A 22314-nucleotide genomic window follows, 5' to 3' on the forward strand; every position below is an offset into this window, starting at 1 on the left:
GTGTGACCGCCTCGACCTCGTTGACCCCCACCAAGCGCTTCGGCTTCCTCGGCCCCGAGGGCACCTTCACGTCGATGGCCCTGGACGCGTGGGGCCCGTCCGCGCAGGGTGAGCGCGTCACGTTCGGGTCGGTGGATGCCGCGCTGACCGCCCTGCGCGCCGGCAGCATCGACGCCGCCATGGTGCCGATCGAGAACTCCGTCGAGGGCGGGGTCTCCGCCACGCTCGACGCCCTGGCCAGCGGCGACCCGCTCGTCGTCGTCGGCGAGGTGCTCGTGCCCGTCACCTTCGTGCTGGCCGCCGCGCCGGGCACCACGCGCGACGCCGTGCGCGCCGTCGGCACCCACTCCCACGCGTGGGCGCAGGTTCGCGGGTGGATCGGGGAGAACATCCCGGATGCCGTGTACGTGCCGACACTGTCGACCGCATCCGCGGCGGAGGCCCTGGAGCAGGGGCCGCAGCCGTTCGACGCGGCCGTGTGCGCCCCCGCCGCCGCTCGGCTCCACGGGCTCGAGGTGCTCGCCGAGGGGATCGGCGACATGCAGGCCGCCGTCACCCGGTTCGTGCTCGTGGCCCGGCCCGGCGTCGTGCCCGAGCGCACCGGGGCCGACAAGACGACCGTGGTGCTCTTCCAGCGCGACGACCACGCCGGCGGGTTGCTCGCGCTGCTCGAGCAGTTCGCCGCCCGCGGGATCAACATGACCCGGTTGGAATCGCGCCCGACGAAGGAGTCGATGGGGTCCTACTGCTTCTCCATCGACCTCGAGGGGCACGTGCTCGACGAGCGGGTGGGGGAGGCGCTCATGGGCCTGAAGCGGATCTGCTCGGAGGTGCGCTTCCTCGGGTCCTACCCGCGCGCGGACCAGCAGCGGGCCACGATCGCCCCGCTCACGGCCGACGATGACTTCTCGGCAGCCCGGGAATGGCTGACGGGGTTGCGCACCGGTCGTCCCTGAGTCGATTCCCTTGCCTGCGTCCGGCAGAACGGTGGTCAGAGCCACCAAACTGCCGGACGTCACGCGGTAGAGGTGGCGCTACGCCCGCGCCGTGCCGCCGTGCTCGGTGACCCACTGGTCGACCTCGTCCCACCGGTCACCGAGCCACTGCTCGAAGGCCTCGGCCTCGGTCGGCACCGTGTCGGCGGCGTAGGTCCAGGTCCGCACGACGAACGGGCGGTCGTGGAAGGGCAGGGCGTCCCAGATCATCCGCGGGCTGGCGAGCTGGTCGAGCCCGACGTGGGCCAGCACCATGACGTCCGCCGCCGGTCGGGCCGACCGGGCGGCCCAGGCGCCCTTGGTGCGCGGGGGCAGCACCGACTGCAGCTCCTCGGCGCGGCGGGCCAGGGCCGTGTCGCCCCGCTCGCGCAGCCGACGGATCATCCCGGCGCGACGGGTCGGGGTCCAGTTCTGGCCCTCGGGGAAGATGACGAAGACGTCGTTGTCCCGCATCGTCGCGGCCATCTCACCCAGACCGGCGGCGCGGTCCTGACCGGGGTGGGCCTGCGCGGGCATGAAGAACGACTGCAGCCGCGACAGGATCGTGTCGATGCCCGGGTCCCACCGCAGCGCCTCGGCGAGCACGATGCGCGGCAACCGCCCGGCGGTGCGCGACAGCAGCCACGCGATGGCCAGCGAGTCGGCCGGGCCGGCGTGCCGGGCCAGGGCGAGCAGGGGCTCGTCGTCGGAGCCGAAGTGCATCCGGTCCTCGAGCACGACCTCCAGCCCGACCCAGCGGCGCGCGTAGTACATCAGCGAGTCCAGCGCGGTCGAGAACAGCTTCTCGTGGTCCTCGCGCCACGTCGGTGACGACTGGTCGGGGGTCTTGGCCCACAGCGCCCAGCACCCCAGGAGCATCCGGATGTCGACCCACATGAGCACGACGGCCAGGCACGAGGCGCGAAACAGCCGGGCCCGCCGGTCGACGAGCACCATGAACGCACCCGCGACGATGACGGGCACCATCAGCCCGGTGACGAGCACCCCGACGAACGGCCACGCCACGTGCAGCACGCGTCGCACGGCCAGCGGGGGAGGGGGAATGCTGCGGGCGCCCATGGCGGTCAGCGTATGCCCACCGGATGCCGTCGACGCCTCACCGCCGCAGCCGCACCGCCGCCGGCCCCGGAGTAGGTTGAGGGCCGTCCGCGGGCTCCCCGACACCGCGGACGGTGAGGACGATCGGCCATGAGCACTCCCGAGCCCTGCTGGGCTGCGGCCTACGGACCCGGGGTGCCGCTGCACCTCGAGGCCGGTGACACCACCCTCGTTGACCGGTTCGAGCGGACCGCCAGCGCGCACCCGCAGCGGGTGGCGCTGGAGTTCCTCGGCCGGAAGACGACGTATGCCGCGATGGCCGACCAGGTCTCGCGCGTCGCGGAGGGCCTGCGTCGTCTCGGCGTCGGGCCGGGTGACAGCGTCGCCCTCCTCATGCCGAACTGCCCGCAGAACGTCATCGCCTTCTGCGCCGTGCTGCGGCTCGGGGCGACCGTCGTCGAGCACAACCCGCTCTACACGGCCGGTGAGCTGCGGCTGCCGTTCATCGACCACGGCGCGAGGGTCGCGATCGTCTGGGACAAGGTCGTCCCCGTCGTCGAGGAGCTGCGCGGTGACTGCGCCCTCGAGCACGTCGTCGCCGTCGACCTCACGACCGAGCTGCCCCTGGCGAAGCGGCTGGCGCTCCGGCTCCCGATCGCGAAGGCCCGCGCGTCCCGGGAGGCCCTGACGAGCCCCGCGCCCGGTGCGCTGAAGTGGGCAGGGCTCACCACCGCGCCCCCGCTGGCGGCCTCGTACCCCCGCCCGGGGGTGGACGACGTCGCACTGCTCCTCTACACCTCGGGCACGACGGGTGTCCCGAAGGGCGTGCCCCTGCGGCACCGCAACCTCACCGCGAACATCGACCAGGGCCGCGCCTGGGTGCCGGGACTGCGCGAGGGCGAGGAGACCTTCCTGCTCGCCCTGCCGCTCTTCCACGCGTACGGCGTCACCGTGGGGATGCTCCTCGGCATCGACCTCGCCGCGACCCTCGTCCTCCTGCCCAAGCCCGAGGTGGGGCTGCTCATGGACGCCATCGAACGGGCCGTGCCGACGTTCGTGCCGGCGGTCCCGCCGCTCTACGAACGCATCGTCGACGAGGCGGAGCGGCGCGGGGTGAGCATCCGCGGCATCCGCTACGGCCTGTCGGGCGCGATGCCGCTGCCGGCCCCGCTCGTCGAGCGCTGGGAGGCGGCGACCGGTGGGTTGCTCGTCGAGGGGTACGGGCTCACCGAGACCTCACCCGTCGTCGTCGGCAACCCGATGACGACCGACCGGCGGCCGGGGTCGATCGGCGTGCCGTTCCCGAACGTCCAGGTGCGCATCGCCGACCCCGAGGACCTCGACCGAGAGGTGCCGCTCGGCGAGCGCGGCGAGCTGCTCGTCAAGGGCCCGCAGGTGTTCGACGGCTACCGCGGGATGCCGGAGGAGACGGCTGCCTCGTTCCACGACGGCTGGTTCCTCACCGGCGACGTCGTGACGATGGACGACAAGGGGTTCATCACGATCGTCGACCGGATCAAGGAGGTCATCATCACCGGTGGCTTCAACGTCTACCCCTCCGAGGTCGAGGCCGTCCTGCGCCTGCACCCGGGCGTGCGCGACGCCGCGGTCGTCGGGGTGATGCACCCCGAGAGCGGCAGCGAGGAGGTCGTCGCGGGCATCGTGCTCGACCCCGGCGCCCAGCTGGACCCCCAGTCGATCCACGACCACGCCCGCGAGTCCCTCACCGCGTACAAGGTGCCGCGACGCTACGTCGTGCTCGACGAGCTGCCCGTCAACGCGATGGGCAAGGTGCTGCGCCGCGAGGTGGTCAGGGAGATTCGAGGGCGGTGAGGTAGGCATCGGATGCCGCGTGCGCGGCATCCATGCGTTCCCTCATCTTCGCGATGCGCGCCAACCCGATCGACACGTTCGGGCTGCTGGCGGCGCCGCTGGGCAGCACGTGCAGCGCGACGTCGTCGGGGACGGACTCCATCTCGTGGACGAACCGGTGACGGCGGCCGATCTCGAAGGCGACGGTCGCGACCTCCCACGGCTTGGTCGGCACCTTCAGGGGTTGCTCGACCCGCCCGACCTGGAGCACGAAGATGCGGGTCGCGCCCAGGGCCAGGGCCCGGCCGATGGGGATGGAGTGCACGAGCCCGCCGTCGAGGTAGTGCCGGTCGTCGATCTTCACGGGCGGGAAGAGCCCGGGCACCGAGCACGACGCGACGACGGCATCGGTGAGGTCACCGTCGGTGAACCAGCGGCCGCTGGAGTCCTCGATGCAGGCGGCGACGCACTGGAAGGCGACCTCCAGCTCCTCGAACCGGCTGACCGGCAGGTAGCGCTCGATGACGTGGCGCAGCGGTGCGTTCGACAGCAGGTGGGTGCGGTACTTCGCGACCCGGGCGGCCTGGCGCATCGGGTTGTCGAGGAAGACCCCCTCGCGGACCACGGCCTCCCAGACGGCAGCGAGCCGCTCGGCCCCCTCGACCCCGGGGTCGGCGGCGATGAACGCCCCGTTCATGGCGCCGATGCTCGTGCCCAGGACCACGTCGGGGCGGATGCCGTGCTCGGCCAGCGCGCGCACCATGCCCACCTCGCTGGAGCCGAGCACCCCTCCGCCGCCGAGGACGTACGCGGTGAGCTCGTCGCGAGGCATGCCCCCAACCTACGGCTTGTGTCCGGCAGGTTGGTGGTCAGGGCAACCAACCTGCCGGACGTTGGCTGTCACCTCACCGGGTCACCGCGAGGATGCCGTGCGCCCCCCGCTCCGCGTCCGCCATGGCGTGCGTGACGAAGGGGTACGAGCCGGGCTCGGTGGGGGACCACTCCACGAAGCCGCCCTGGGCGGGGGCCAGGCCGAGCACCTGGCTGCCACCGTCCGCGCCCTCGCTGCCCTTGCTCCCCTCGCCAGCGAGCGGCCCGCCGCCACGGCGCAGCACATACGCGCCCTCGCTCCACACCGTGTCGAACTGCCCGCCGACGACGTGGAAGGCCGACCCGCGGTTCGGGCCCGCGGCGAGCACCCACAGGCGCACCCGCTCCCCGACGCGCGCCGTCAGGGGTGCCGCGTCGTACTGGTTGGCCACGCCGTTGAAGACGACGGCGTCGGGGGTGTCGGCGGCTGCCGAGTCGGCGTCGACCTCCTTGATCGCCGTGGACCCGTCGCCGTCGACGTGCACCTCGGACTGCACGAGGACGTAGCTGCGGTCGACGGCGGGCAGCCCGTCGGGCTCGATGACGACCGCTCCGTGCATGCCTGCCGCGATGTGGGCGCTCATCGGCATCGTCGAGCAGTGGTACATCCAGATGCCGGCCCGCTGCGCCGTGAACCGGTAGGTGAGCGAACCCCCGGGTGGGATGGTGCGCATGACCTCGTCCGGGGCCCGCTCGCCCGCGTGGAAGTCGACCGAGTGCCCCATCGACCCCTTGTTGACCAGGGTCACGACGAAGGTGTCGCCCACCCGGCCGTGCAGGGTCGGCCCCGGCACGCCCCCGTTGAAGGTCCACCGCTTCTGCCGGATGCCGGGCGAGACCTCGAGCTCGACCTCCTCCACCGTGAGGGTCACTTCGCGCACGGTCGCGTCGTCAAGAGGCGGCAGGGCGGCATCGACGGCGCGGAACGCGGCATCCGGCTCCTGGCCGAGTCGGATGCCGTCGTCGGGCTCCGCGGCGACGGCACCACCGGCGCTGCTCGCCCCAGCGGTGCTCGTCCCGGCGGTGGATCCCTCGACGACGACGTCGAGGACCATGCCCATCCGGCGGTGGCCGATGATGGTGCACCACCCCTGACCGCTGGCTCCGACGACCCCGACGTCGAGGGTGGTCGAGCGGCCGGGCATCACGCGCTCGGTGCGCAGGTCGCCGCCGAAGGACAGGTCGTGGGGCGACCCTTCGTCGACGTTGACGAGGTCGATGACGAGGCGGTTGCCGGCGGGCACGGTGATCGAGGCCGGGGAGAAGGCCATGTCCCGGGCCTCGACGCGCACCCGGGTGGTCTCACCGGTCGGCGTGACCGATCCGGCCCCGGTCAGGCCGGCCGCGGCGACCGAACCCGGGCCACCGGCATCCGACGCGGGGCCGAGGCCAGCAGCGGCCGGGTCGACGGCGACGCCGAGGGTCAGCGCGAGGGCGATGGTGGCGACCCCGGCGACGAGCTGCCCCGGTGACCACACCCGCGGCTCGGGCCCGACCCGTTCGGGGCGCACCGGGTGCTCGGCGACGGTGGCGACGAGGGCCCGGCGGGCCGCGACGGCCGCCTTCACGGCGCGCAGCAGGAGGGGGACGAACGCGGCCAGCGCCACGAGGACGAGGGTCGAGGTGGCGACCCGGACCGCGCTGGGGACGGGCAGGAGGCAGACGAGCAGGCCGAGGTTGACGACGGTCACCCGCCAGACGGCGCCCCGGTTGAGCTCGGCCGATGCCGCCCGCACGACCGACGGCCCGCCGCCGAGCACCGTCGGCACGAGGTGGCTCAGCGCGCCGGCGAGGAGCTGGGCCCCGAAGCCCGCGGCGACGACGGCCGCGACGACGCCGTACCCGTCGGCCACCTCGGCCCACGAGTCGGCGGTGGCGACCCGCCACCCGACGAGCCCGAGCGCCACCGCACCCCAGGCGAGGGCGGCGGTCACCGACCACGTCGCGAAGAAGCGGGGCGGGGCCTGACGTGCCGGTGCGAGCAGCGCCCGGCCCCACCAGCCAAGCCCGGCGGCGTAGAGGGCGAGACCGACCAACGTTGCGACGCGCGAGCCCAGCGCCGCCCCGGACCCGGTGACGGCGACCGCCGTGACGAGCACCGGCAGCGCCTGCCGCGCGAGGCGCTCGGCGCGCTCGTCGATCCGGGTGCGCAGCATCGTCGGCCACAGCGTGACGAGGGTGCCGGTCACCGTCAGCCCGATCCAGCCCAGCACCATGACCATCGAGTGCGCGACGAGCACGCGCCCGTGGGTGGTGTCGTCCAGGCCGCGGGCGAGCCACGCCCCGAGGGTCGCGCCGACGGGCACGCAGGCGGCGGCCGCCAGGTAGTAGCGCACGGTGATGCGGAACCGCCCCGGCAGCGCGTGCCGCAGTCGCCGCCACAGCTGGATGCCGTGCCAGCCCACCGCGCTCGACACCGCCACCGCCCCGGCGACGGTCAGCGGCCACAGCGAGGTCGGCACACCGACGAGCACCGCCGCCTGACCGGCGACGAGCAGGCCGATCCGCGCGTTCTGCCGAGCCCGTTCGTCGAGGGACGTCGGGGTCTTCAGGAGGGCCTGGGCGAAGTGGGTGCTCCACACCATGGCCGAGTGGGTGAGGGCACCGAGGAGCACGAGGTGCACCATCAGCCAGCTCGCGGCCGGCACGAACGGGTGGACGAGGGCGACGAGGACGGCGAGGCCGAGCCAGACCACGCCCGGCCGGTCGCGCAGCGCCCACCGACCTCGGGAGGCGCCGGGTGGCCCGGTGCGGCCCTGGCGGGTGGGTCGGGCTGCTGCGGTCGTGGTGCCGGGGGGCTCGAGGGTGGTCACGCGGGGACGCTCCGGGGGTGGCGGACGGGGAGTGCGACCGAGGCCGCGGCGGTGAGGGGGAGCAGGAGCAGGGCGACGGTGGTGAGCACGCCACCGGCCTGGGCGAGGCGGGTCTGGCCGACGAGGTCGCCGCAGACGCGGACCGCGAGCCCGGCGTGCAGGACGACGAGGGGGGCCCAGAGCACCCGTCGGTACGGCAGCGGGCGGCGCAGGACGGAGGGGAGGATGACCGGCGCGTGCGCGAGGACCATGCTCATGGCGAAGCCGAGGAAGACCGTGTGCACGAGGAGGTCGTGGGCCGCGCGGGTCGTCGGCACCCCGGTGACGGCCCAGGCGACTCCGGCCACGGTGAGCCACCCGTATCCGGCGAGCATCGCCACCGCGCTGAAGCGGGGCAGGCCGGTGGAGCGCACGGTGCGGCGGGCGACGTCGCGGGGGGCGAGCCACGCCACGAGGGCGAGCAGGGCCACCCCGAAGGCGCGGCTCCCCGGGCCCGGTGCGACGAGCGCCCACGTCGCCGCGAGGGCGAGCCCGGTCGCGAGCCAGAGCAGGGTCGTCCCTGCGGTGCGGGGGAGGTGGAACCGGGCGAGCTCGACCCGTTCGGCGGCGATCGTCAGCACGACGAACCCCGCGAGCAGCGGCACGACGACCGAGGCCTCGACCCGCACCCAGGCCAGCGCCGCGAGCACGGCGAGGCACGCGGCGAGCACCTGGACGAGCACCTCGTCGTCGCGACGCCGTCGCCACAGCGCGACCAGGACCGCGACGAGGGCGACCGTCCCGTCGAGGAGCAGCATCCGGCCCAGGAGGGGCGGCACCGGCGCGACGAGCGCCACCCCGCCGAGGCCGAGCAGCACCGGTGCGGCGTACCCCCAGGCCGCGCGCAGGGCGACGGCCCGCTCGAGGGCGATGAGCGTGCCGAGGAAGCCGAGCACCATGAGCGGCCCGTGCACGTCGGGCAGCGCCGCTGCGTCGAGCGGCGCGGGGACCCCCATCCGCAGCAGCCCGGCATCGAGCCCGGCGAGGAGGCTTGCCCCGGCCGGCAGCAGCAGCCAGGCCCGGTGCGGCGTCGTCATGGTCGGCTGGGGGCGGCCGGGGTCAGCGCGGTCACCCGCTCCCACTCCATGCCCGCGAAGGCGATGGCCGCTGCGGGGAAGAGGCCGTTCTCCTCGCGGTCGATGTGGTGGCGCAGGGCCAGCTCGAAGGCGGGGAAGGACGCGTGGTCGCCACCGCGCACCGCCGCCAGCGCGGCATCCAGTGCGGTGTGCTCGGCGCACAGGGAGCCCACGTGCTCGGTGAACTCCTCGTCCTCGGCGAGCACCGCGAAGAGGCCGGCCTCCTCGGCACCCGTGTGCGGGTGGAGCAGCCCGGCCAGGGCGTCGGCAGCCGCGACGACGGCGGTGTTGTCGCCGTGCTCGCAGGCCCGGCGCAGCACCCCGGAGGCGTTGATGATGTCGACGTGCTCGGCCATGAAGCGGCCGATGACGTCGATGCTCTCGCACCCGCAGTACGAGCACACGGCGACGACCTGCCGCTCAGGCGCGGGTGAGCCGCAGGCGCCAGGCGTCGGGACCCTCGTCGAGGTAGCGAACGGTGACCGCTCCGGCCTCGCGGTCGGCGATCTGGGCCAGCAGCGGCTTGGGGTCGTGCGGGGCGACGAGGTCGAGGGAGCCGCCGCTCGGGATCGCGGAGAGCGCACCGAATACCGTGGCGTGCCGGATGGCGTGCGGGACGGCCCGCACGTCGAGCTCGGGGATGCCGTGGTCGCTCTCGTTGCAGCCGCACGCGTGCTGGCCGCCGCCGGCGAGGGGAAGGGTGGTGTGTTCCATCTGGTCCTCCGGTGTCTGATTATCTACAATGACATTGTGAAAAATACTCCGCCGATGGGTCCTTCTCCAAGTCGGGTGCTCGGGAATGCCGGTGAGCCGACCCCGCCGCCGCTGGATCCCGCGCGCCTGCGGGTGCTGCGAGAGCTCGCCGGGGCCGATCGCGCGTGCACGGTGGGCGAGCTGGCGCAGGCGCTCGGCGGCCACCCCAACACCACCCGCCACCACCTGCGGGCCCTGCTCGCCGCGGGGCTGGTCCAGGTCCCCGACGCCGCCGACGAGGCAGGTCCGATCGGCGCCGGGAGCGTTCGCGAGGGTGGTCGCGGCCGGCCGGCTGCCCGGTACGTCGTGACGCCGCAGGGGCGGCGCACGGCATCCGGCGTCGTCGAGGGTGACCCCGCGGCGGAGGAGTACCTCGCGCTCGCGGGCGCCTTCGCCGACCGGCTGGCCGCGCTCGGCGTGGACACCTCGGAGGAGTCCAGGGCCGTGGGCCGGGCGTGGGGTGCGAGCCTGGCGGCGCGCGATGTCACGGCGGCTGGTGGGGGTCTCCCGGGGCAGCCGCGTGAGCAGGTGGTGGCGCTGCTGCACCGCCTCGGGTTCTCACCCGTCGTGCGCCCGACGCCCGATCGTGACGACGGTCGCGAGGTCGAGCTGCGCACCTGTCCGCTGCTCGATGCGGCGCGACGGCATCCCGAGGTGGTGTGCCAGGTCCATGCCGGGCTGGTGAGCGGTGCGGATGCCGCGTACGGCGGGTCGGGGGAGGGCGTGCGGCTCGTGCCGTTCGCCAGTCCGGGTGCATGTCACCTCAGGCTGGCGTCGGCCCGGTAACCTCACCCCATGAGCGGCGCCGCGATCTTCGACCTTGACCGCACGTTGCTCCAGGGCGGCACCGGCCCACTGCTGTCGCGAGCGATGTACGACCTCGGCGTCGTCACCCGCAAGCTGCCCGGCGAGAAGCTGCTGTACGGCATGTTCGACCTCATCGGTGAGACGCTGCCGTCGATCTTCCTGGCCCGGCAGGCCACCCTGGTCGCCAAGGGGCGCGAGATGGCCACGTTCGACGAGGCGGCCGTGGCGGCCGCCGAGGCGATCGCCGAGGTGGTGCACCCCTTCGCGTTGGCGCTCATCGAGCAGCACCAGGCCGCCGGGCGGCCCGTCGTGCTCGCGACCACCACGCCGTACCACCTCATCAAGCCGTTGGCTGATCGGCTGGGCTTCGACCACGTCATCGCCACGCGTTACACCATCAACGACGAGGGCAGGTTCGACGGCTCGATCACGGGCAACTTCGTGTGGTCGCGGGGCAAGATCGCCGCGGTGCGCGAGTGGGCCGAGCGCGAAGGCATCGACCTCGCCGAGAGCTTCGCCTACTCCGACTCGATCTACGACCTGCCCCTGCTCTCGGCCGTGGGGTCGCCCAACGCGGTCAACCCTGATCCGCGGCTGACCCTGTATGCCGTGGCGCGCGGATGGCCGATCGTGCACTTCGACGTCTCGCCCGGGGTGTTCAAGGTGCCGGTGCTGGGCATCGAGCTGCAGCGGCTGCTCTTCCTGGCGAGCCCGCCGCTGCTCACGCCGTACGCCCGCTTCGACATCGCCGGCATCGAGAACATCCCCCGCACCGGCCCGGCGATCCTCGTCGCCAACCACCGGTCCTACTTCGACCTGCAGACGATGATCCAGGTGCTGCGGGCCTCGGGGCGCACTGCCCGCGGGTTGGGCAAGAAGGAGATCTTCGACGTCCCCGGCCTCGGCGCGATCGCCACGGCCCTGGGCGGCATCGCCGTCGACCGCGGCACCAGCGGGCAGGACTCGTTCGAGAACGCCGCGGTCGCCCTCGAGGGCGGCGAGCTGGTCGCGCTCATGCCGCAGGGGACGATCCCGCGTGGCGAGAAGTTCTACGACCCGGTGCTCAAGGGCAAGACGGGCGCTGCGCGGCTGGCCGCGATCACGCGGGCACCGGTCATCCCGATCGGCATCTGGGGCAGCGAGCAGGTGTGGCCCCGGTCGGCGGCCGTGCCGAACGTCCTCAACGTCACCAACCCGCCGAAGGTTCGCGTCCGTGTCGGTGAGCCGGTCGAGCTGAAGTACCGCTCACCCGCGGCCGACACCAAGCGCATCATGGCCGCGATCGTCGACTGCCTGCCCCCGCAGGCCCGCGAGCACCGCGTGCCCACCGAGGAGGAGATCCGGCTCGCCACCCCGGGCAGCTGACCGGAACTCGCTCACGGGCCTCCCCCTTCCCTCCCGTCCCACCCCCGTGGGTCGATTTGACGAGGTGCACTCACTGAGGAGTACCTTACTTAGGTAAGGCTCACCTCTTGGAACGGGGCACGTGGATGTTCGTCAGCAACGCCCTCATCGGGTTGCGCGAGGGCCTGGAGGCAGCGCTCGTCGTCGTCATCCTGCTGGCTTTCCTCAAGAAGACCGACCGCACGTGGGGGATCCCCTACGTGTGGGCCGGGGTCGGCACGGCCGTCGCCCTCTCCGTGACGTTGGGTGCGGTGTTGACCTACGGCACGCGGCAGCTGACCTTCGAGGCCCAGGAACTCGTCGGGGGCATCGCCAGCATCATCGCCGTCGCGTTCGTCACCGTCATGGTGTTCTGGATGAAGTCGGCCGCCCGCGGCCTCTCCGGTGAGCTCAAGGGGCAGCTCGACAAAGCCCTCGACCTCGGCCCCCTGGCCGTTGCCCTCGTCGGCTTCCTCGGGGTCGGCCGTGAGGGCCTGGAGACCGCGATCTTCTTCTACGCCACCGCCCAGGCTGCGGGAGCCGGCAACAACGTCCCGCTGCTGGGCTGGCTCGTGGGCTTCGCCGGAGCCATCGCCCTCGGGGTCCTCATCTACCGCGGCGCGCTGCGCATCGACCTCGGCCGCTTCTTCAGGTACACCGGCATCGCGCTCATCTTCGTCGCCGGCGGCATCCTGTCGTACGGCATCCACGACCTCCAGGAGGCGGGCCTCCTCCCGGGCCTGAGCACCCTCGCCTTCGACGTCTCGGGGGTCATCGACCCGGGGGCGTGGTACGCCGTCCTGCTCAAGGGAACGCTGAACTTCACTCCGGCGACCACGGTCCTGCAGGCCATCGCCTGGGTGCTCTACGTCAGCACGGTCCTGTTCTTCTTCCTGCGCCCCTCCCGCCCGGCCAGCACGCCCGCCACCGCACCCGCGCCCACGGTCACCCCCGCGGCCACCACCAGGAGCCTCCCGTGATCGCCCGCCCTCCCCTGCGCGTCGTCGCCCTGATCGCGGCGCCCGCCGCCCTGGCCCTGGGTGCCTGCTCCGGTGCCACGACGTCGGATGCCGCCAGCGGCACCTCGGGCGGTGCCATCACCGTCACCGCGACCGACACCACCTGCGAGGTCTCCCGTACCGAGGCACCGGCTGGCCGGGTCGAGTTCACCGTGACGAACACGGGCAGCAAGGTCAACGAGTTCTACGTCTACGCCGAGGGCGACCGGATCCTGGGTGAGGTCGAGAACATCGCCCCCGGCCTGACGCGCAGGTTCCACGTCGAGCTCGCCGAGCCGGGCACGTACGAAACCGCCTGCAAGCCGGGGATGGTGGGCGACGGCATCCGGGCGCCCTTCACCATCACCGGTGAAGCGGCGGCGCCCAGGAGCGACGACGAGAACCTCACGGCAGCGACCACCGAGTACCAGCGCTACGTGGCGAGCCAGGCTGACGCCTTCCTGGCCGGCACCAGCGAGTTCGTCGCCCTCGTCAAGGCCGGCAAGGTCGACGAGGCCAAGGCGCTCTACCCCACGGCCCGCTCCTCCTGGGAGCGCATCGAGCCGGTGGCCGAGTCGTTCGGCGACCTCGACCCGAAGATCGACGGCCGCGCCGAGGTCGAGGCGGAGGGAATGGAGTTCACCGGCTTCCACCGCCTCGAGCGCGACCTCTGGGAGACCGGGCTCCAGCCCGATTCCGCGGCGATGGCCGACCGCCTGCTGGCCGACGTCACCGAACTCGTCACCAGGGCCAAGGCCGTCGAGCTCAACCCGCTGCAGCTCGCCAACGGGTCCAAGGCGCTGCTCGACGAGATCGCCACCGGCAAGATCACCGGCGAGGAGGAGCGCTACAGCCACACCGACCTGTGGGACTTCGAGGCCAACGTCGAGGGCTCCACGGCGGCCATCGCGGCGCTGCGTCCCTATCTCGCCACCGCTGACCCGGCGCTCGTCGCGACCATCGACGAGCGGGGCAAGGCCCTCAGCGACCTGCTCGAGACCTACCGCGAGGGCGACGGGTTCGTGCTGTACACCGACCTCACCCCGCAGGACGTCAAGAAGCTGACCACCGCCCTCGACGCCTTCTCCGAGCCGGTCGCGACCGTCGCTGGCGTCGTGGCCAGGGGATGAGCGGTTCCACCCGCCGGGCGGTCATCGCCAGCGGCGCCGGGGCGGCCGTGGCCGGTGCCGCGGCAGGGCTGGCGTATGCCGCTCGCCCGTCGGCCGCCGCCGCCTCACCGGCCGCCGGGGGTGGCGGGGCCGGGGCCGATGCGGGGATCGTCGCCTTTCGGGGGGAGCGACAGGCCGGCATCACGACGGCTGCGCAGGACCGGCTGCACCTCGTCGCGCTCGACGTCGTCACCGACGACCCCGACCGGCTGCGTGACCTGCTGACCCGTTGGACCCGGGCTGCTGAGCGGATGACGTACGGGGCCGAGGCCGCCCCGGGCGGCGTCGTCGGCGGGGGCCCGTGGAACGTGCCCGAAGACACCGGTGAAGCGCTGGACCTGGCACCCGGGCACCTGACGGTGACCATCGGCTACGGCCCGTCGCTGTTCGACGAACGGTTCGGCCTGGCCGACCGGCGACCCGAGGCGCTGCGCGACCTGCCAGCGTTCCGCGGTGACGACCTCGACCCGGCGACGTCGGGCGGGGACATCGTCATCCAGGCCTGCTCCGACGACCCCCAGGTCGCGGTGCACGCGGTGCGCAACCTGGTGCGGCTCGGCTTCGGTGTGGTGACGGTGCGCTGGAGCCAGCTCGGGTTCGGGCGCACGTCCTCGACCTCGCGCAGCCAGGCCACCCCCCGGAACATGTTCGGGTTCAAGGACGGCACCGCCAACATCACGGCCGAGGACGCCGCCGCCCTCGACGAGCACGTCTGGGTCGCCCCCGAGGACGTCGCGGGCACGGCCGACTGGCTGGCTGGCGGGACCTATCTCGTGGCGCGGCGCATCCGCATGCACATCGAGGTCTGGGACCGCACCCCGCTCATGGAGCAGGAGCAGGTCTTCGGCCGGGACAAACGCGTCGGGGCGCCGCTCGGCGGGACGGACGAGTTCGAGGAGCCGGACTTCACCCGGCTGGGCACCGACGGGATGCCGCGCATCCCCGCGACGTCGCACATCCAGCTGGCCCACCACAGTCGCCTCGGCGGGGTGCGCATCCTGCGCCGCGGCTACAACTTCACCGACGGCACCGACGGGCAGGGCCACCTCGACGCCGGCCTGTTCTTCATCGCCTTCATGCGTGACGCGCACCGGCAGTTCGTGCCGATGCAGCGGGCCCTGGCCCGGTCCGACGCCCTGAACGAGTACGTCGAGCACACGGGGTCGGCGCTGTTCGCGTGCCCTCCGGGTCTGGGGCCGGACGACGACTGGGGATCCCAGCTCTTCACCTGACCCCGGATGCCGGGTGGCCGGCATCCGACGAACGACCCGGGGGTAGCGGTGCGCGGCCTCCGGGCGACAGGCTGACCCCATGACCGCACCCACGACCGTCGTGCTCTTCGGTGCCACGGGGGACCTCGCCAAGCGCAAGCTCATCCCGGGGCTGCTGCACCTCTTCCAGTCCGGGCTCGTCGACGACCTGCGCGTCGTCGGCACCAGCCTCGACGAGATGAATGGCGATGCCTTCCGGGACCTGGCGCTGATCGCCATTCGCGAGCACAGCACCCGCGACATCAGTGACGCCGACTGGCGCGAGTTCGCCCAGCGGTTGGACTACGTGTCGATCTCCGCCGGGCCGGACGCCCTGCGCGAGGCCGTGGCGCGGGCCGAGGCGCTCCTGCCGGGCGAGGTGAACCAGCGCCTGCACTACCTCTCGGTGCCGCCCAAGGCCGCCCTGGCGGCCGTGCGCACCATCGCCGAGGCCGACCTCGCGGTGCGCAGCCGGGTGGTCATGGAGAAGCCGTTCGGCACCGACTACGCGTCAGCGGTCTCCCTCAACGCCCAGCTGCACGAGGTGTTCGACGAGGAGCAGATCTTCCGCATCGACCACTTCCTCGGCAAGGAGGCTGCGCAGAACATCCTCGCCTTCCGGTTCGCCAACGGTCTGTTCGAGCCGATCTGGCACCGGAACAGCATCTCCCACATCGAGATCGACGTGCCCGAGACCCTTGGCCTGACGCAGCGGGGCGACTTCTACGAGGCGACCGGTGCCTACCGCGACATGGTCGTGACGCACCTGTTCCAGATCCTCGCGTTCACCGCGATGGAGCCGCCGACCTCGCTCGAGCCGAGCGCGATCAGCCGGGAGAAGAACAAGGTCTTCCGCTCGATGCAGCCCATCCAGCCGAGCGACGTCGTGCGCGGGCAGTACACCGGCTACCACGACGAGCCCGGGGTGAAGCCCGACTCGGAGACCGAGACCTTCGTCGCGCTGAAGTGCTTCGTCGACAACTGGCGCTGGGCCGGCGTGCCGTTCTACCTGCGCACCGGCAAGCGGATGGCCGAGGGGGCGCGCATCATCTCCATCGCCTTCCGCGAGCCCCCGCAGTCGATGTTCCCGCCGGGCTCTGGGGTCGGCGACAACGGGCCGGACCACCTGACCTTCGACCTCGCCGACAAGTCGCGCATGTCGCTGTCCTTCTACGGCAAGCGGCCCGGGCCGGGCTTTCGGCTCGACAAGCTCTCGATGCAGTTCTCCATGCAGGAGACGTCGTGGGCGGGTGCGGTGCTCGAGGCCTACGAGCGGCTCATCTACGACGCGGCACGCGGCGACCGAACCCTGTTCACCTCGGCATCCGGCATCGAACGTCTCTGGGAGATCTCCCAGCCGCTGCTCGACAACCCCCCGACCGTGCGGCCCTACTCGCAGGGCACCTGGGGGCCGAACCAGATCCACCAGCTCATCTCGCCGTACACGTGGCGCCTGCCCTTCGAGCGGGCCTGGCGCGAACGCAAGTTCTGACCCCGATCGCTGGGAGCCCGGCGTGCCCTCCGAGGTGCTGCGTGCGGTCAGGCGGCGGTGTTGCTGCGGCCGCTCTCGGTGCGCACGATGAGCGCCCGCGGCTGCACCTCGATCTGGATGTGCCGGGCCTCGCCGATGATGTCGCCGTCGAGCTCGACCATCTGGTCGTGGTCGACGTGCACCTCGATCTCGCGGCAGCGGTAGCGGTCCAGGGTCTGGGTCGAGCGGCCGCTCTTGGCCAGCACCCGCGCGGCGACCGACACCCACGCGGCCAGGCCCCGAGGGGCGATGACGACGACGTCGAGCGTGCCGTCGTCGGGCTCGGCGTCGGGCATGAGGTTGATGCCGCCGGTGAGCTTGCCGCAGTTGCCGATGAGCACGGTGCGCGCCCGGACGGTCATGGGCGGTGCGCCGTCGATGCTCACTCGCGCCTTGAACCGCTCGACGAGGAGGTTCTTCAGCCCGGCGGGGACGTAGGCCGTCCAGCCGATCCGGGCCTTGAGCTGCTCCGAGGTGTCCTCCATGATCGCGGCGTCCAGCCCGAGGCCGGCCATGACGAGGAACGCGTGGCGGGCCGGCCCCGTCGACGACCCCTCACCGACGTGCTCGTCTAGGTGGGAGTCCTCAGGGTCCAGGGTCAGCCACCCGGCGTCGATGTGGCGGTTGCGGCCGGTCAGCGCAACGGTCACGGCCCGGGCGAGGTCGTCGGTCGGCAGCTCGAGGTTGCGGGCCAGCAGGTTGCCGGTGCCTCCGGCGAGCAGCCCCATCGGCACACCGGTGCCGATCATCTCCTGGGCGACCGCGCGCACGGTGCCGTCGCCACCGAAGGCGCAGACGACGTCGACCTTCTCCTCGAGGGCCTGGCGGGTCTGCCCGAAGCCGACGTCGTGCTCGGTCGTGGGGAGGAACAACGGCTCGGCCCACCCCTGGTCAGCGCACACCCCGGCGATGGTCGCCTTCTGTGTGGACCCGTCCCCGTCGAGCTTCGTGGGGTTGAGCACGACCGCCAGCTGTTTCTTGGGCGGGGCGGGTGCCTCCTCCTCGCGGCGGAAGCTGTCTCGGGCAGGACGACTCGCCGCCGCCCGCGCGTCGCGGCGTGACGCCAGGACGAGCCAGGCGCCCATCCCGACGAAGACGACGGCGACGGCGATGCCCACCCAGGTCCACCACGCGTCTGACACAGAGTGGAAGGTACCGCACGATCTGGGTGGATCAGGTCGGCCGTAGTCTGCGGATCATGACGTCCTCCTCGCCCGACGCAGCACCCGAGCCACTGGTCGACCCCGCCATCACCCCCGATGACAAGGACTGGACCTGGACGCTGCGTGAGCGGTGCCCCGACTGCGGGTTCCTGGCGACCGACGTCGCGCCGGCCGACATCGCGCGCCACGTCACGGCATCCACCGCACCCTGGGAGCAGGTGCTGACCCGCAGCGACGCGACGGCTCGGCCCGATCCGGCCACCTGGTCGCCGCTGGAGTACGCCTGTCACGTGCGCGACGTCTGCCGCCTGTTCGAGCAGCGGGCCCGCCTCATGCTCGAGCAGGACGCGCCAACCTTCGACAACTGGGACCAGGACGAGACCGCCGTCGCCAACCGCTACGGCGAGCAGGACCCCGCCGTCGTGGCCCGCGAGCTGATCGAGGCCGCGGCCGGGTTGGCGGGTGTGTACGCGGGCGTCGCGGGTCAGGACTGGGAGCGCACCGGCATCCGCTCGAACGGCTCGCTGTTCACGGCCGCCACGCTCGGGCAGTACGGGCTGCACGACCTCGTGCACCACCTGTGGGACGTTGGGGTCGACCTCGGGTGAGCCCTGAGCTGATCTACCTGCTGCTCGGCGGCTCGCTGCTGCTCGCCGCGGTCCTCCCGCGCGTGCTGCACAGGTGGGCGCTGTCGGCGCCGATGGTGCTCGTCGCGACGGGCATGCTCGTCGGCCTCCTTCCCGCGTGGGATGCCGTGGTGCTCGACCCGGTCGCGGCTCGCCCGGTCATCGAGCACGTCACCGAGCTCACGGTGCTCGTCGCGCTCATGGGGGTGGGGCTGGCCCTGGACCGGCCGTTGCGGTGGCGCAGCCGCGAGTCCTGGCGGTCGTGGTCACCGGCCTGGCGCCTGCTCGGCATCGCGATGCCGCTGACGATCGCGGGGGTGGCGCTGCTCGCGTGGGGGCCGCTCGGGGTCGCGGCGCCCGCGGCGGTGCTGCTCGGGGCGGCCCTGGCGCCGACCGACCCGGTGCTCGCCTCGGACGTCCAGGTCGAGGGGCCGACCCTCGAGGGTGCCGTCGACGAGATCGACGAGGACGACGAGGTGCGCTTCGCCCTGACGAGCGAGGCCGGGCTGAACGACGGGCTGGCGTTCCCGTTCGTGTACGCCGCGATCTTCCTCGCGTCGGTCGGGTCGGTGTCGCAGTGGTGGGCGGGGTGGCTCGCGTGGGAGCTCGTCGGCAAGGTCGTCGTCGGGGTGCTCGTGGGGGTGGCCGTCGGGTGGGTGCTGGCGCGGATCGCGTTCCGGGCACCGGCCCGCTCGCTGCGCCTGGCCGAGGTCGGTGAGCCGCTGCTCGCGCTGGCGGCCCTGCTCCTCGCTTACGGCGCCAGCGAGGTGGCCGGCGGCTACGGCTTCCTCGCGGTGTTCGCCTGTGCGCTCACGGTGCGTGCGGCCGAGCGCGACCACGACTACCAGCGCCACATGCACGACGTCATCGACCGGCTGGAGACGCTGCTGACCCTGGTGGTGCTGCTCGGCCTCGGGTTCGCGTTGACCAACGGCCTGCTGGCCCACCTCGACTGGCGCGGGATGCTCATCGGGGTGTCGCTGGTGCTCGTCATCCGGCCCGTCGCGGGATACCTGGCGTTCCTCGGCCACCGCACCCAGGTCGGGGATGCCGGGCTGGACCACCGCGAGCGGCTCGTCGTCGCGTTCTTCGGGGTCCGTGGGGTCGGGTCGCTGTACTACGTCGCCTATGCGGCCGGGGCCGCCTCCTTCCCCGAGGAGCGGTGGCTCTGGTCGACGGTCGGCTTCACGGTGGTGCTGTCGGTCGTGGTGCACGGCGTGCTCGCGACGCCGGTCATGCGACGGCTCGACGCCGCGCGAGGCGAGCCCACGGCATCCGCCCTGGGCTGAGGGCTCGGTGCCGCGGGGGTTCGCGAGGGCGAAACGGGGATGCGCCAGGGCTCTCAGTGGCCCCACACTGGTCGGATGCCGTCCGCCTCCACCCTCGCCGCGTTCGCCGTCGCATCGGTCATCATCATCGCGATCCCCGGCCCGAGCGTGCTGTTCACCATCGGCCGGGCCCTGTCGGCCGGGCGGCGCGAGGCGCTGCTCACGGTGGTGGGCAACGCGCTCGGCATCCTGACCCAGATCTGTGCGCTCGCCATCGGCCTCGGGCCGCTCATCGCCGCGAGCACGGTCGCCTACACGGCGCTGAAGGTCGTGGGGGCGGGCTACCTGATCTGGCTCGGTGTGCAGGCGATCCGCAACCGTCGGGCCCTGGCCACCGCGTTCGAGGCCGGGGTGCCGGTCACGGCGCCGAGCCTGCACGCGGTGCGGGCCGGGTACGTCGTCGGGGTCACCAACCCGAAGACCATCGTGTTCTTCGCGGCGCTGCTGCCCCAGTTCGTCGTGCCGACCTCGGCCGTGCTGCCCCAGCTCGTGGCGCTGGGCGCGGTGTTCGCCGTGCTGGCGCTGCTCATGGACGGCGCCGTGGCCCTCGTCGCGAGCCGGGCCCGCGACTGGTTCGCGTCATCCCCCAAGCGGATGGAGCGGGTCGGCGGCGCCGGCGGGTTGATGATGCTGACCCTGGGCGGCGGCCTGCTGCTCACCGGTCGCCCCACGACCTAGCCCCCTGGCACGTGATCACCTGAGCACCCCCAGTCGAAAGTAGGCGAATCGCCGCGTGGGGCAGGGCCCACACGGCGATTTGGCTACTCTCGACCGGCGGTGGGGGCGGGGGGCGAGGAATTGCGGGACGGGGTGGGTCCCGGCGCCGATAAACTCCCCGGGTGATCGACATCAAGCTGCTGCGCGACAACCCCGACGCCGTCCGTGCCAGCCAGCGCTCCCGGGGTGAGGACGAGGGTGTCGTCGACGCCATCCGCGCGGCTGACGAGCGTCGCCGCAGCTCGCTCACGGCATACGAGCAGTTGCGCGCCGAGCAGAAGACGATGGGCAAGGACGTCGCCCGCGCCCAGGGTGAGGAGAAGCAGGCGCTGCTCGCCCGCACCAAGGAGATCGCGGCGCAGGTCAAGGCGCTGCAGGCCGACGCCGACGAGGCCCAGGTCGAGCTCGACACCCTGCTGAGCACCATCGGCAACGTCGTCGAGCCCGAGGTGCCGAGCGGCGGTGAGGACGACTACGTCGTGCTCGAGACCGTCGGCGCCCCCCGGGACTTCGCCGCAGAGGGCTTCGAGCCGCGTGACCACCTCGCGCTCGCCGAGGGCCTGGACGCCATCGACATGGCGCGCGGGGCCAAGGTCGCCGGGGCCCGGTTCTACTTCCTCAAGGGGGCCGGCGCCCGCCTCGAGATGGGCCTGCTCGGGCTCGCGATGCAGCGAGCCATCGCCGCCGGGTTCGTGCCGATGATCACCCCGACCCTGGTCAAGAGCGACGTCATGGCCGGCGCCGGGTTCCTCGACCACCACGCCGACGAGGTGTACCGCCTCGAGGCCGACGACCTCTACCTGACCGGCACCTCCGAGGTCGCACTCGCGGGCTACCACGCCGACGAGGTGCTCGACCTGTCCGCCGGGCCCCTGCGGTACGCGGGCCAGTCGACGTGTTACCGCCGCGAGGCCGGCTCCTACGGCAAGGACACCCGCGGCATCATCCGCGTGCACCAGTTCAACAAGATCGAGATGTTCGTCTACTGCCGTCCCGAGGATGCCGTGGCCGAGCACCAGCGCCTGCTCGCCTTCGAGAAGGAGATGCTCGCCGCGATCGAGGTGCCCTACCGCGTCATCGACACCGCGGCGGGTGACCTCGGCGGGCCGGCGGCGCGCAAGTTCGACTGTGAGGCGTGGGTGCCGACCCAGGGCCGCTACCGCGAGCTCACGTCGACCTCCAACTGCACGACCTTCCAGGCCCGGCGGCTCAACACCCGGGTCAAGGGTGAGGGCGGCAACGAGGTCGCGGCCACGCTGAACGGCACGCTCGCGACCACGCGATGGATCGTGGCGATCCTCGAGAACCACCAGCAGCCCGACGGCTCGGTCATCGTGCCCGAGGCGCTGCGTCCGCACGTCGGCCTCGACGTGCTGGTTCCGGGGGCCTGACTCCCGCTGAGGGCGACCGGCAGGGGTACTGCTGAGAGCCCTTGCGTCGGACAAGGGATTCCTTGCGCGGCGCAACGACGTCTCCCCAGACCCCTTGGGTCCGCGCGCTCAGGAAGGTGGCCGGGTCCCCCCTGCGGGGGAGGTGCCGGGCACTCGGGCGTGCCTAGGCTGCCCGTATGCCGCCCGCCCGCCTCTCGCTGCCATCGCGCGTCGGCGAGTTCTTCGGCGTCGACGACCCGTGGCAGCGCCCGCGCCCGCAGGTCAGTCGCAGTGACGTCATCCTCGCGCTCGCGACCGCCGTTCTCGGCCTGGTCTCCCTTGAGCTCCTGCGCAGCATGGGCCTGCTCGAGACGGTCAAGCAGCCGGTGTGGCTGCAGGCGCTCGCCACCGTGTCAGCCTCGGCCCTGCTCACCTGGCGGCGTCGCTGGCCGCTGTCGATCGCCGTGGCGGCGGCCGTGCACATGTTCGTCGTCGGCGTGACCATGGCCCCGGTGATGAGCCAGTTCACCCTCCAGGTCGTCTACTTCATCGCCTTCTACGCGGCGGTGGCCTGGT

General features: G+C 72.6%; 19 protein-coding genes and 1 pseudogene. 13 read left to right on the forward strand and 7 right to left on the reverse strand.

What is annotated here, in order from left to right; genetic code table 11:
- Nucleotides 1–2 precede the first annotated feature (2 nt).
- Nucleotides 3–956 carry a prephenate dehydratase gene (gene pheA / locus PLL68_RS01130; protein ID WP_324530847.1) on the forward strand — a complete coding sequence of 318 codons (954 nt, stop codon included), beginning with the start codon at nt 3–5 and terminating at the stop codon, nt 954–956.
- A gap of 78 nt (nt 957–1034) precedes the next feature.
- On the opposite strand, the gene PLL68_RS01135 is transcribed toward pheA, so the two are convergent.
- On the reverse strand, nt 1035–2054 hold the full coding sequence (locus PLL68_RS01135; RefSeq protein ID WP_324530850.1) for a 1-acyl-sn-glycerol-3-phosphate acyltransferase: 1020 nt from the start codon (nt 2052–2054) through the stop codon (nt 1035–1037).
- Nucleotides 2055–2183: 129 nt separating this feature from the next.
- Here PLL68_RS01135 and PLL68_RS01140 point away from each other — a divergent pair, with 129 nt between their 5' ends.
- A complete protein-coding gene (locus PLL68_RS01140; RefSeq protein ID WP_324530852.1) occupies nt 2184–3866 on the forward strand; it encodes a long-chain-fatty-acid--CoA ligase in 1683 nt (560 codons plus the stop codon).
- On the opposite strand, the gene PLL68_RS01145 is transcribed toward PLL68_RS01140, so the two are convergent.
- The 5 genes from PLL68_RS01145 to PLL68_RS01165 all read right to left on the reverse strand — a co-directional run bounded on the left by PLL68_RS01145 (nt 3844) and on the right by PLL68_RS01165 (nt 9357).
- Nucleotides 3844–4677, reverse strand: a complete 834-nt coding sequence (locus PLL68_RS01145) for a patatin-like phospholipase family protein (protein ID WP_324530854.1) — start codon at nt 4675–4677, stop codon at nt 3844–3846. The two genes, PLL68_RS01140 and PLL68_RS01145, sit on opposite strands and share 23 nt — an antisense overlap.
- Before the next feature lie 73 nt (nt 4678–4750).
- Nucleotides 4751–7528: a multicopper oxidase domain-containing protein gene (locus PLL68_RS01150; protein ID WP_324530857.1), complete on the reverse strand. Its 2778-nt coding sequence runs from the start codon at nt 7526–7528 to the stop codon at nt 4751–4753.
- Nucleotides 7525–8604: a DUF8744 domain-containing protein gene (locus PLL68_RS01155; RefSeq protein WP_324530859.1), complete on the reverse strand. Its 1080-nt coding sequence runs from the start codon at nt 8602–8604 to the stop codon at nt 7525–7527. The genes PLL68_RS01150 and PLL68_RS01155 overlap by 4 nt, the downstream gene beginning before the upstream one ends.
- Complete coding sequence (locus PLL68_RS01160; protein WP_324530861.1) at nt 8601–9047, reverse strand: hemerythrin domain-containing protein; 447 nt, start codon at nt 9045–9047, stop codon at nt 8601–8603. The genes PLL68_RS01155 and PLL68_RS01160 overlap by 4 nt, the downstream gene beginning before the upstream one ends.
- A gap of 16 nt (nt 9048–9063) precedes the next feature.
- Nucleotides 9064–9357 carry a DUF2249 domain-containing protein gene (locus PLL68_RS01165; RefSeq protein ID WP_324530863.1) on the reverse strand — a complete coding sequence of 98 codons (294 nt, stop codon included), beginning with the start codon at nt 9355–9357 and terminating at the stop codon, nt 9064–9066.
- A gap of 36 nt (nt 9358–9393) precedes the next feature.
- On the opposite strand from PLL68_RS01165, the gene PLL68_RS01170 reads away from it, so the two are divergent.
- From PLL68_RS01170 to zwf, 6 genes are all read left to right on the forward strand, one after another.
- Nucleotides 9394–10182 carry a helix-turn-helix transcriptional regulator gene (locus tag PLL68_RS01170; protein ID WP_324530865.1) on the forward strand — a complete coding sequence of 263 codons (789 nt, stop codon included), beginning with the start codon at nt 9394–9396 and terminating at the stop codon, nt 10180–10182.
- Between the two features lie 9 nt (nt 10183–10191).
- Nucleotides 10192–11568, forward strand: a complete 1377-nt coding sequence (locus tag PLL68_RS01175; protein ID WP_324530867.1) for an HAD-IB family hydrolase — start codon at nt 10192–10194, stop codon at nt 11566–11568.
- Between the two features lie 125 nt (nt 11569–11693).
- Entirely contained in the window at nt 11694–12566 is an 873-nt protein-coding gene (gene efeU, locus PLL68_RS01180) for an iron uptake transporter permease EfeU (RefSeq protein ID WP_324530919.1), read from the forward strand.
- On the forward strand, nt 12563–13714 hold the full coding sequence (gene efeO, locus PLL68_RS01185) for an iron uptake system protein EfeO (RefSeq protein WP_324530869.1): 1152 nt from the start codon (nt 12563–12565) through the stop codon (nt 13712–13714). Before efeU ends, efeO begins: the two co-directional genes overlap by 4 nt.
- On the forward strand, nt 13711–14985 hold the full coding sequence (gene efeB / locus PLL68_RS01190; protein ID WP_324530871.1) for an iron uptake transporter deferrochelatase/peroxidase subunit: 1275 nt from the start codon (nt 13711–13713) through the stop codon (nt 14983–14985). Before efeO ends, efeB begins: the two co-directional genes overlap by 4 nt.
- A gap of 79 nt (nt 14986–15064) precedes the next feature.
- On the forward strand, nt 15065–16495 hold the full coding sequence (gene zwf, locus PLL68_RS01195) for a glucose-6-phosphate dehydrogenase (RefSeq protein WP_324530872.1): 1431 nt from the start codon (nt 15065–15067) through the stop codon (nt 16493–16495).
- Nucleotides 16496–16542: 47 nt separating this feature from the next.
- Here the strand turns inward: zwf and PLL68_RS01200 are convergent, their stop codons facing one another.
- Nucleotides 16543–17676: a diacylglycerol/lipid kinase family protein gene (locus tag PLL68_RS01200; RefSeq protein WP_324530874.1), complete on the reverse strand. Its 1134-nt coding sequence runs from the start codon at nt 17674–17676 to the stop codon at nt 16543–16545.
- A 56-nt stretch (nt 17677–17732) separates the two neighbouring features.
- Between PLL68_RS01200 and PLL68_RS01205 the strand changes: the two genes are divergently transcribed.
- The 5 genes and pseudogenes from PLL68_RS01205 to PLL68_RS01225 all read left to right on the forward strand — a co-directional run.
- A complete protein-coding gene (locus tag PLL68_RS01205; protein ID WP_324530877.1) occupies nt 17733–18305 on the forward strand; it encodes a DinB family protein in 573 nt (190 codons plus the stop codon).
- A complete protein-coding gene (locus PLL68_RS01210; RefSeq protein WP_324530879.1) occupies nt 18302–19612 on the forward strand; it encodes a cation:proton antiporter domain-containing protein in 1311 nt (436 codons plus the stop codon). Before PLL68_RS01205 ends, PLL68_RS01210 begins: the two co-directional genes overlap by 4 nt.
- A 75-nt stretch (nt 19613–19687) precedes the next feature.
- A complete protein-coding gene (locus PLL68_RS01215; protein ID WP_324530881.1) occupies nt 19688–20329 on the forward strand; it encodes a LysE family translocator in 642 nt (213 codons plus the stop codon).
- Between the two features lie 161 nt (nt 20330–20490).
- Nucleotides 20491–21759: a serine--tRNA ligase gene (gene serS, locus PLL68_RS01220; RefSeq protein ID WP_324530883.1), complete on the forward strand. Its 1269-nt coding sequence runs from the start codon at nt 20491–20493 to the stop codon at nt 21757–21759.
- Between the two features lie 176 nt (nt 21760–21935).
- A pseudogene (locus PLL68_RS01225) lies at nt 21936–22314 on the forward strand (sensor histidine kinase); the annotation flags it as partial.

This window comes from Ornithinibacter sp., from assembly GCF_035443565.1.
In the GTDB taxonomy this organism is placed as follows: Bacteria; Actinomycetota; Actinomycetes; order Actinomycetales; family Dermatophilaceae; genus Fodinibacter.

Coding starts and splice junctions, on each gene's coding strand:
- PLL68_RS01140 (WP_324530852.1), top strand. CDS start 2,184: ATGAGCACTCCCGAGCCCTGCTGGGCTGCGGCCTACGGACCCGGGGTG.
- PLL68_RS01135 (WP_324530850.1), bottom strand. CDS start 2,054: ATGGGCGCCCGCAGCATTCCCCCTCCCCCGCTGGCCGTGCGACGCGTG.
- efeU (WP_324530919.1), top strand. CDS start 11,694: ATGTTCGTCAGCAACGCCCTCATCGGGTTGCGCGAGGGCCTGGAGGCA.
- PLL68_RS01145 (WP_324530854.1), bottom strand. CDS start 4,677: ATGCCTCGCGACGAGCTCACCGCGTACGTCCTCGGCGGCGGAGGGGTG.
- PLL68_RS01165 (WP_324530863.1), bottom strand. CDS start 9,357: ATGGAACACACCACCCTTCCCCTCGCCGGCGGCGGCCAGCACGCGTGC.
- PLL68_RS01155 (WP_324530859.1), bottom strand. CDS start 8,604: ATGACGACGCCGCACCGGGCCTGGCTGCTGCTGCCGGCCGGGGCAAGC.
- zwf (WP_324530872.1), top strand. CDS start 15,065: ATGACCGCACCCACGACCGTCGTGCTCTTCGGTGCCACGGGGGACCTC.
- PLL68_RS01215 (WP_324530881.1), top strand. CDS start 19,688: ATGCCGTCCGCCTCCACCCTCGCCGCGTTCGCCGTCGCATCGGTCATC.
- PLL68_RS01175 (WP_324530867.1), top strand. CDS start 10,192: ATGAGCGGCGCCGCGATCTTCGACCTTGACCGCACGTTGCTCCAGGGC.
- efeB (WP_324530871.1), top strand. CDS start 13,711: ATGAGCGGTTCCACCCGCCGGGCGGTCATCGCCAGCGGCGCCGGGGCG.
- PLL68_RS01205 (WP_324530877.1), top strand. CDS start 17,733: ATGACGTCCTCCTCGCCCGACGCAGCACCCGAGCCACTGGTCGACCCC.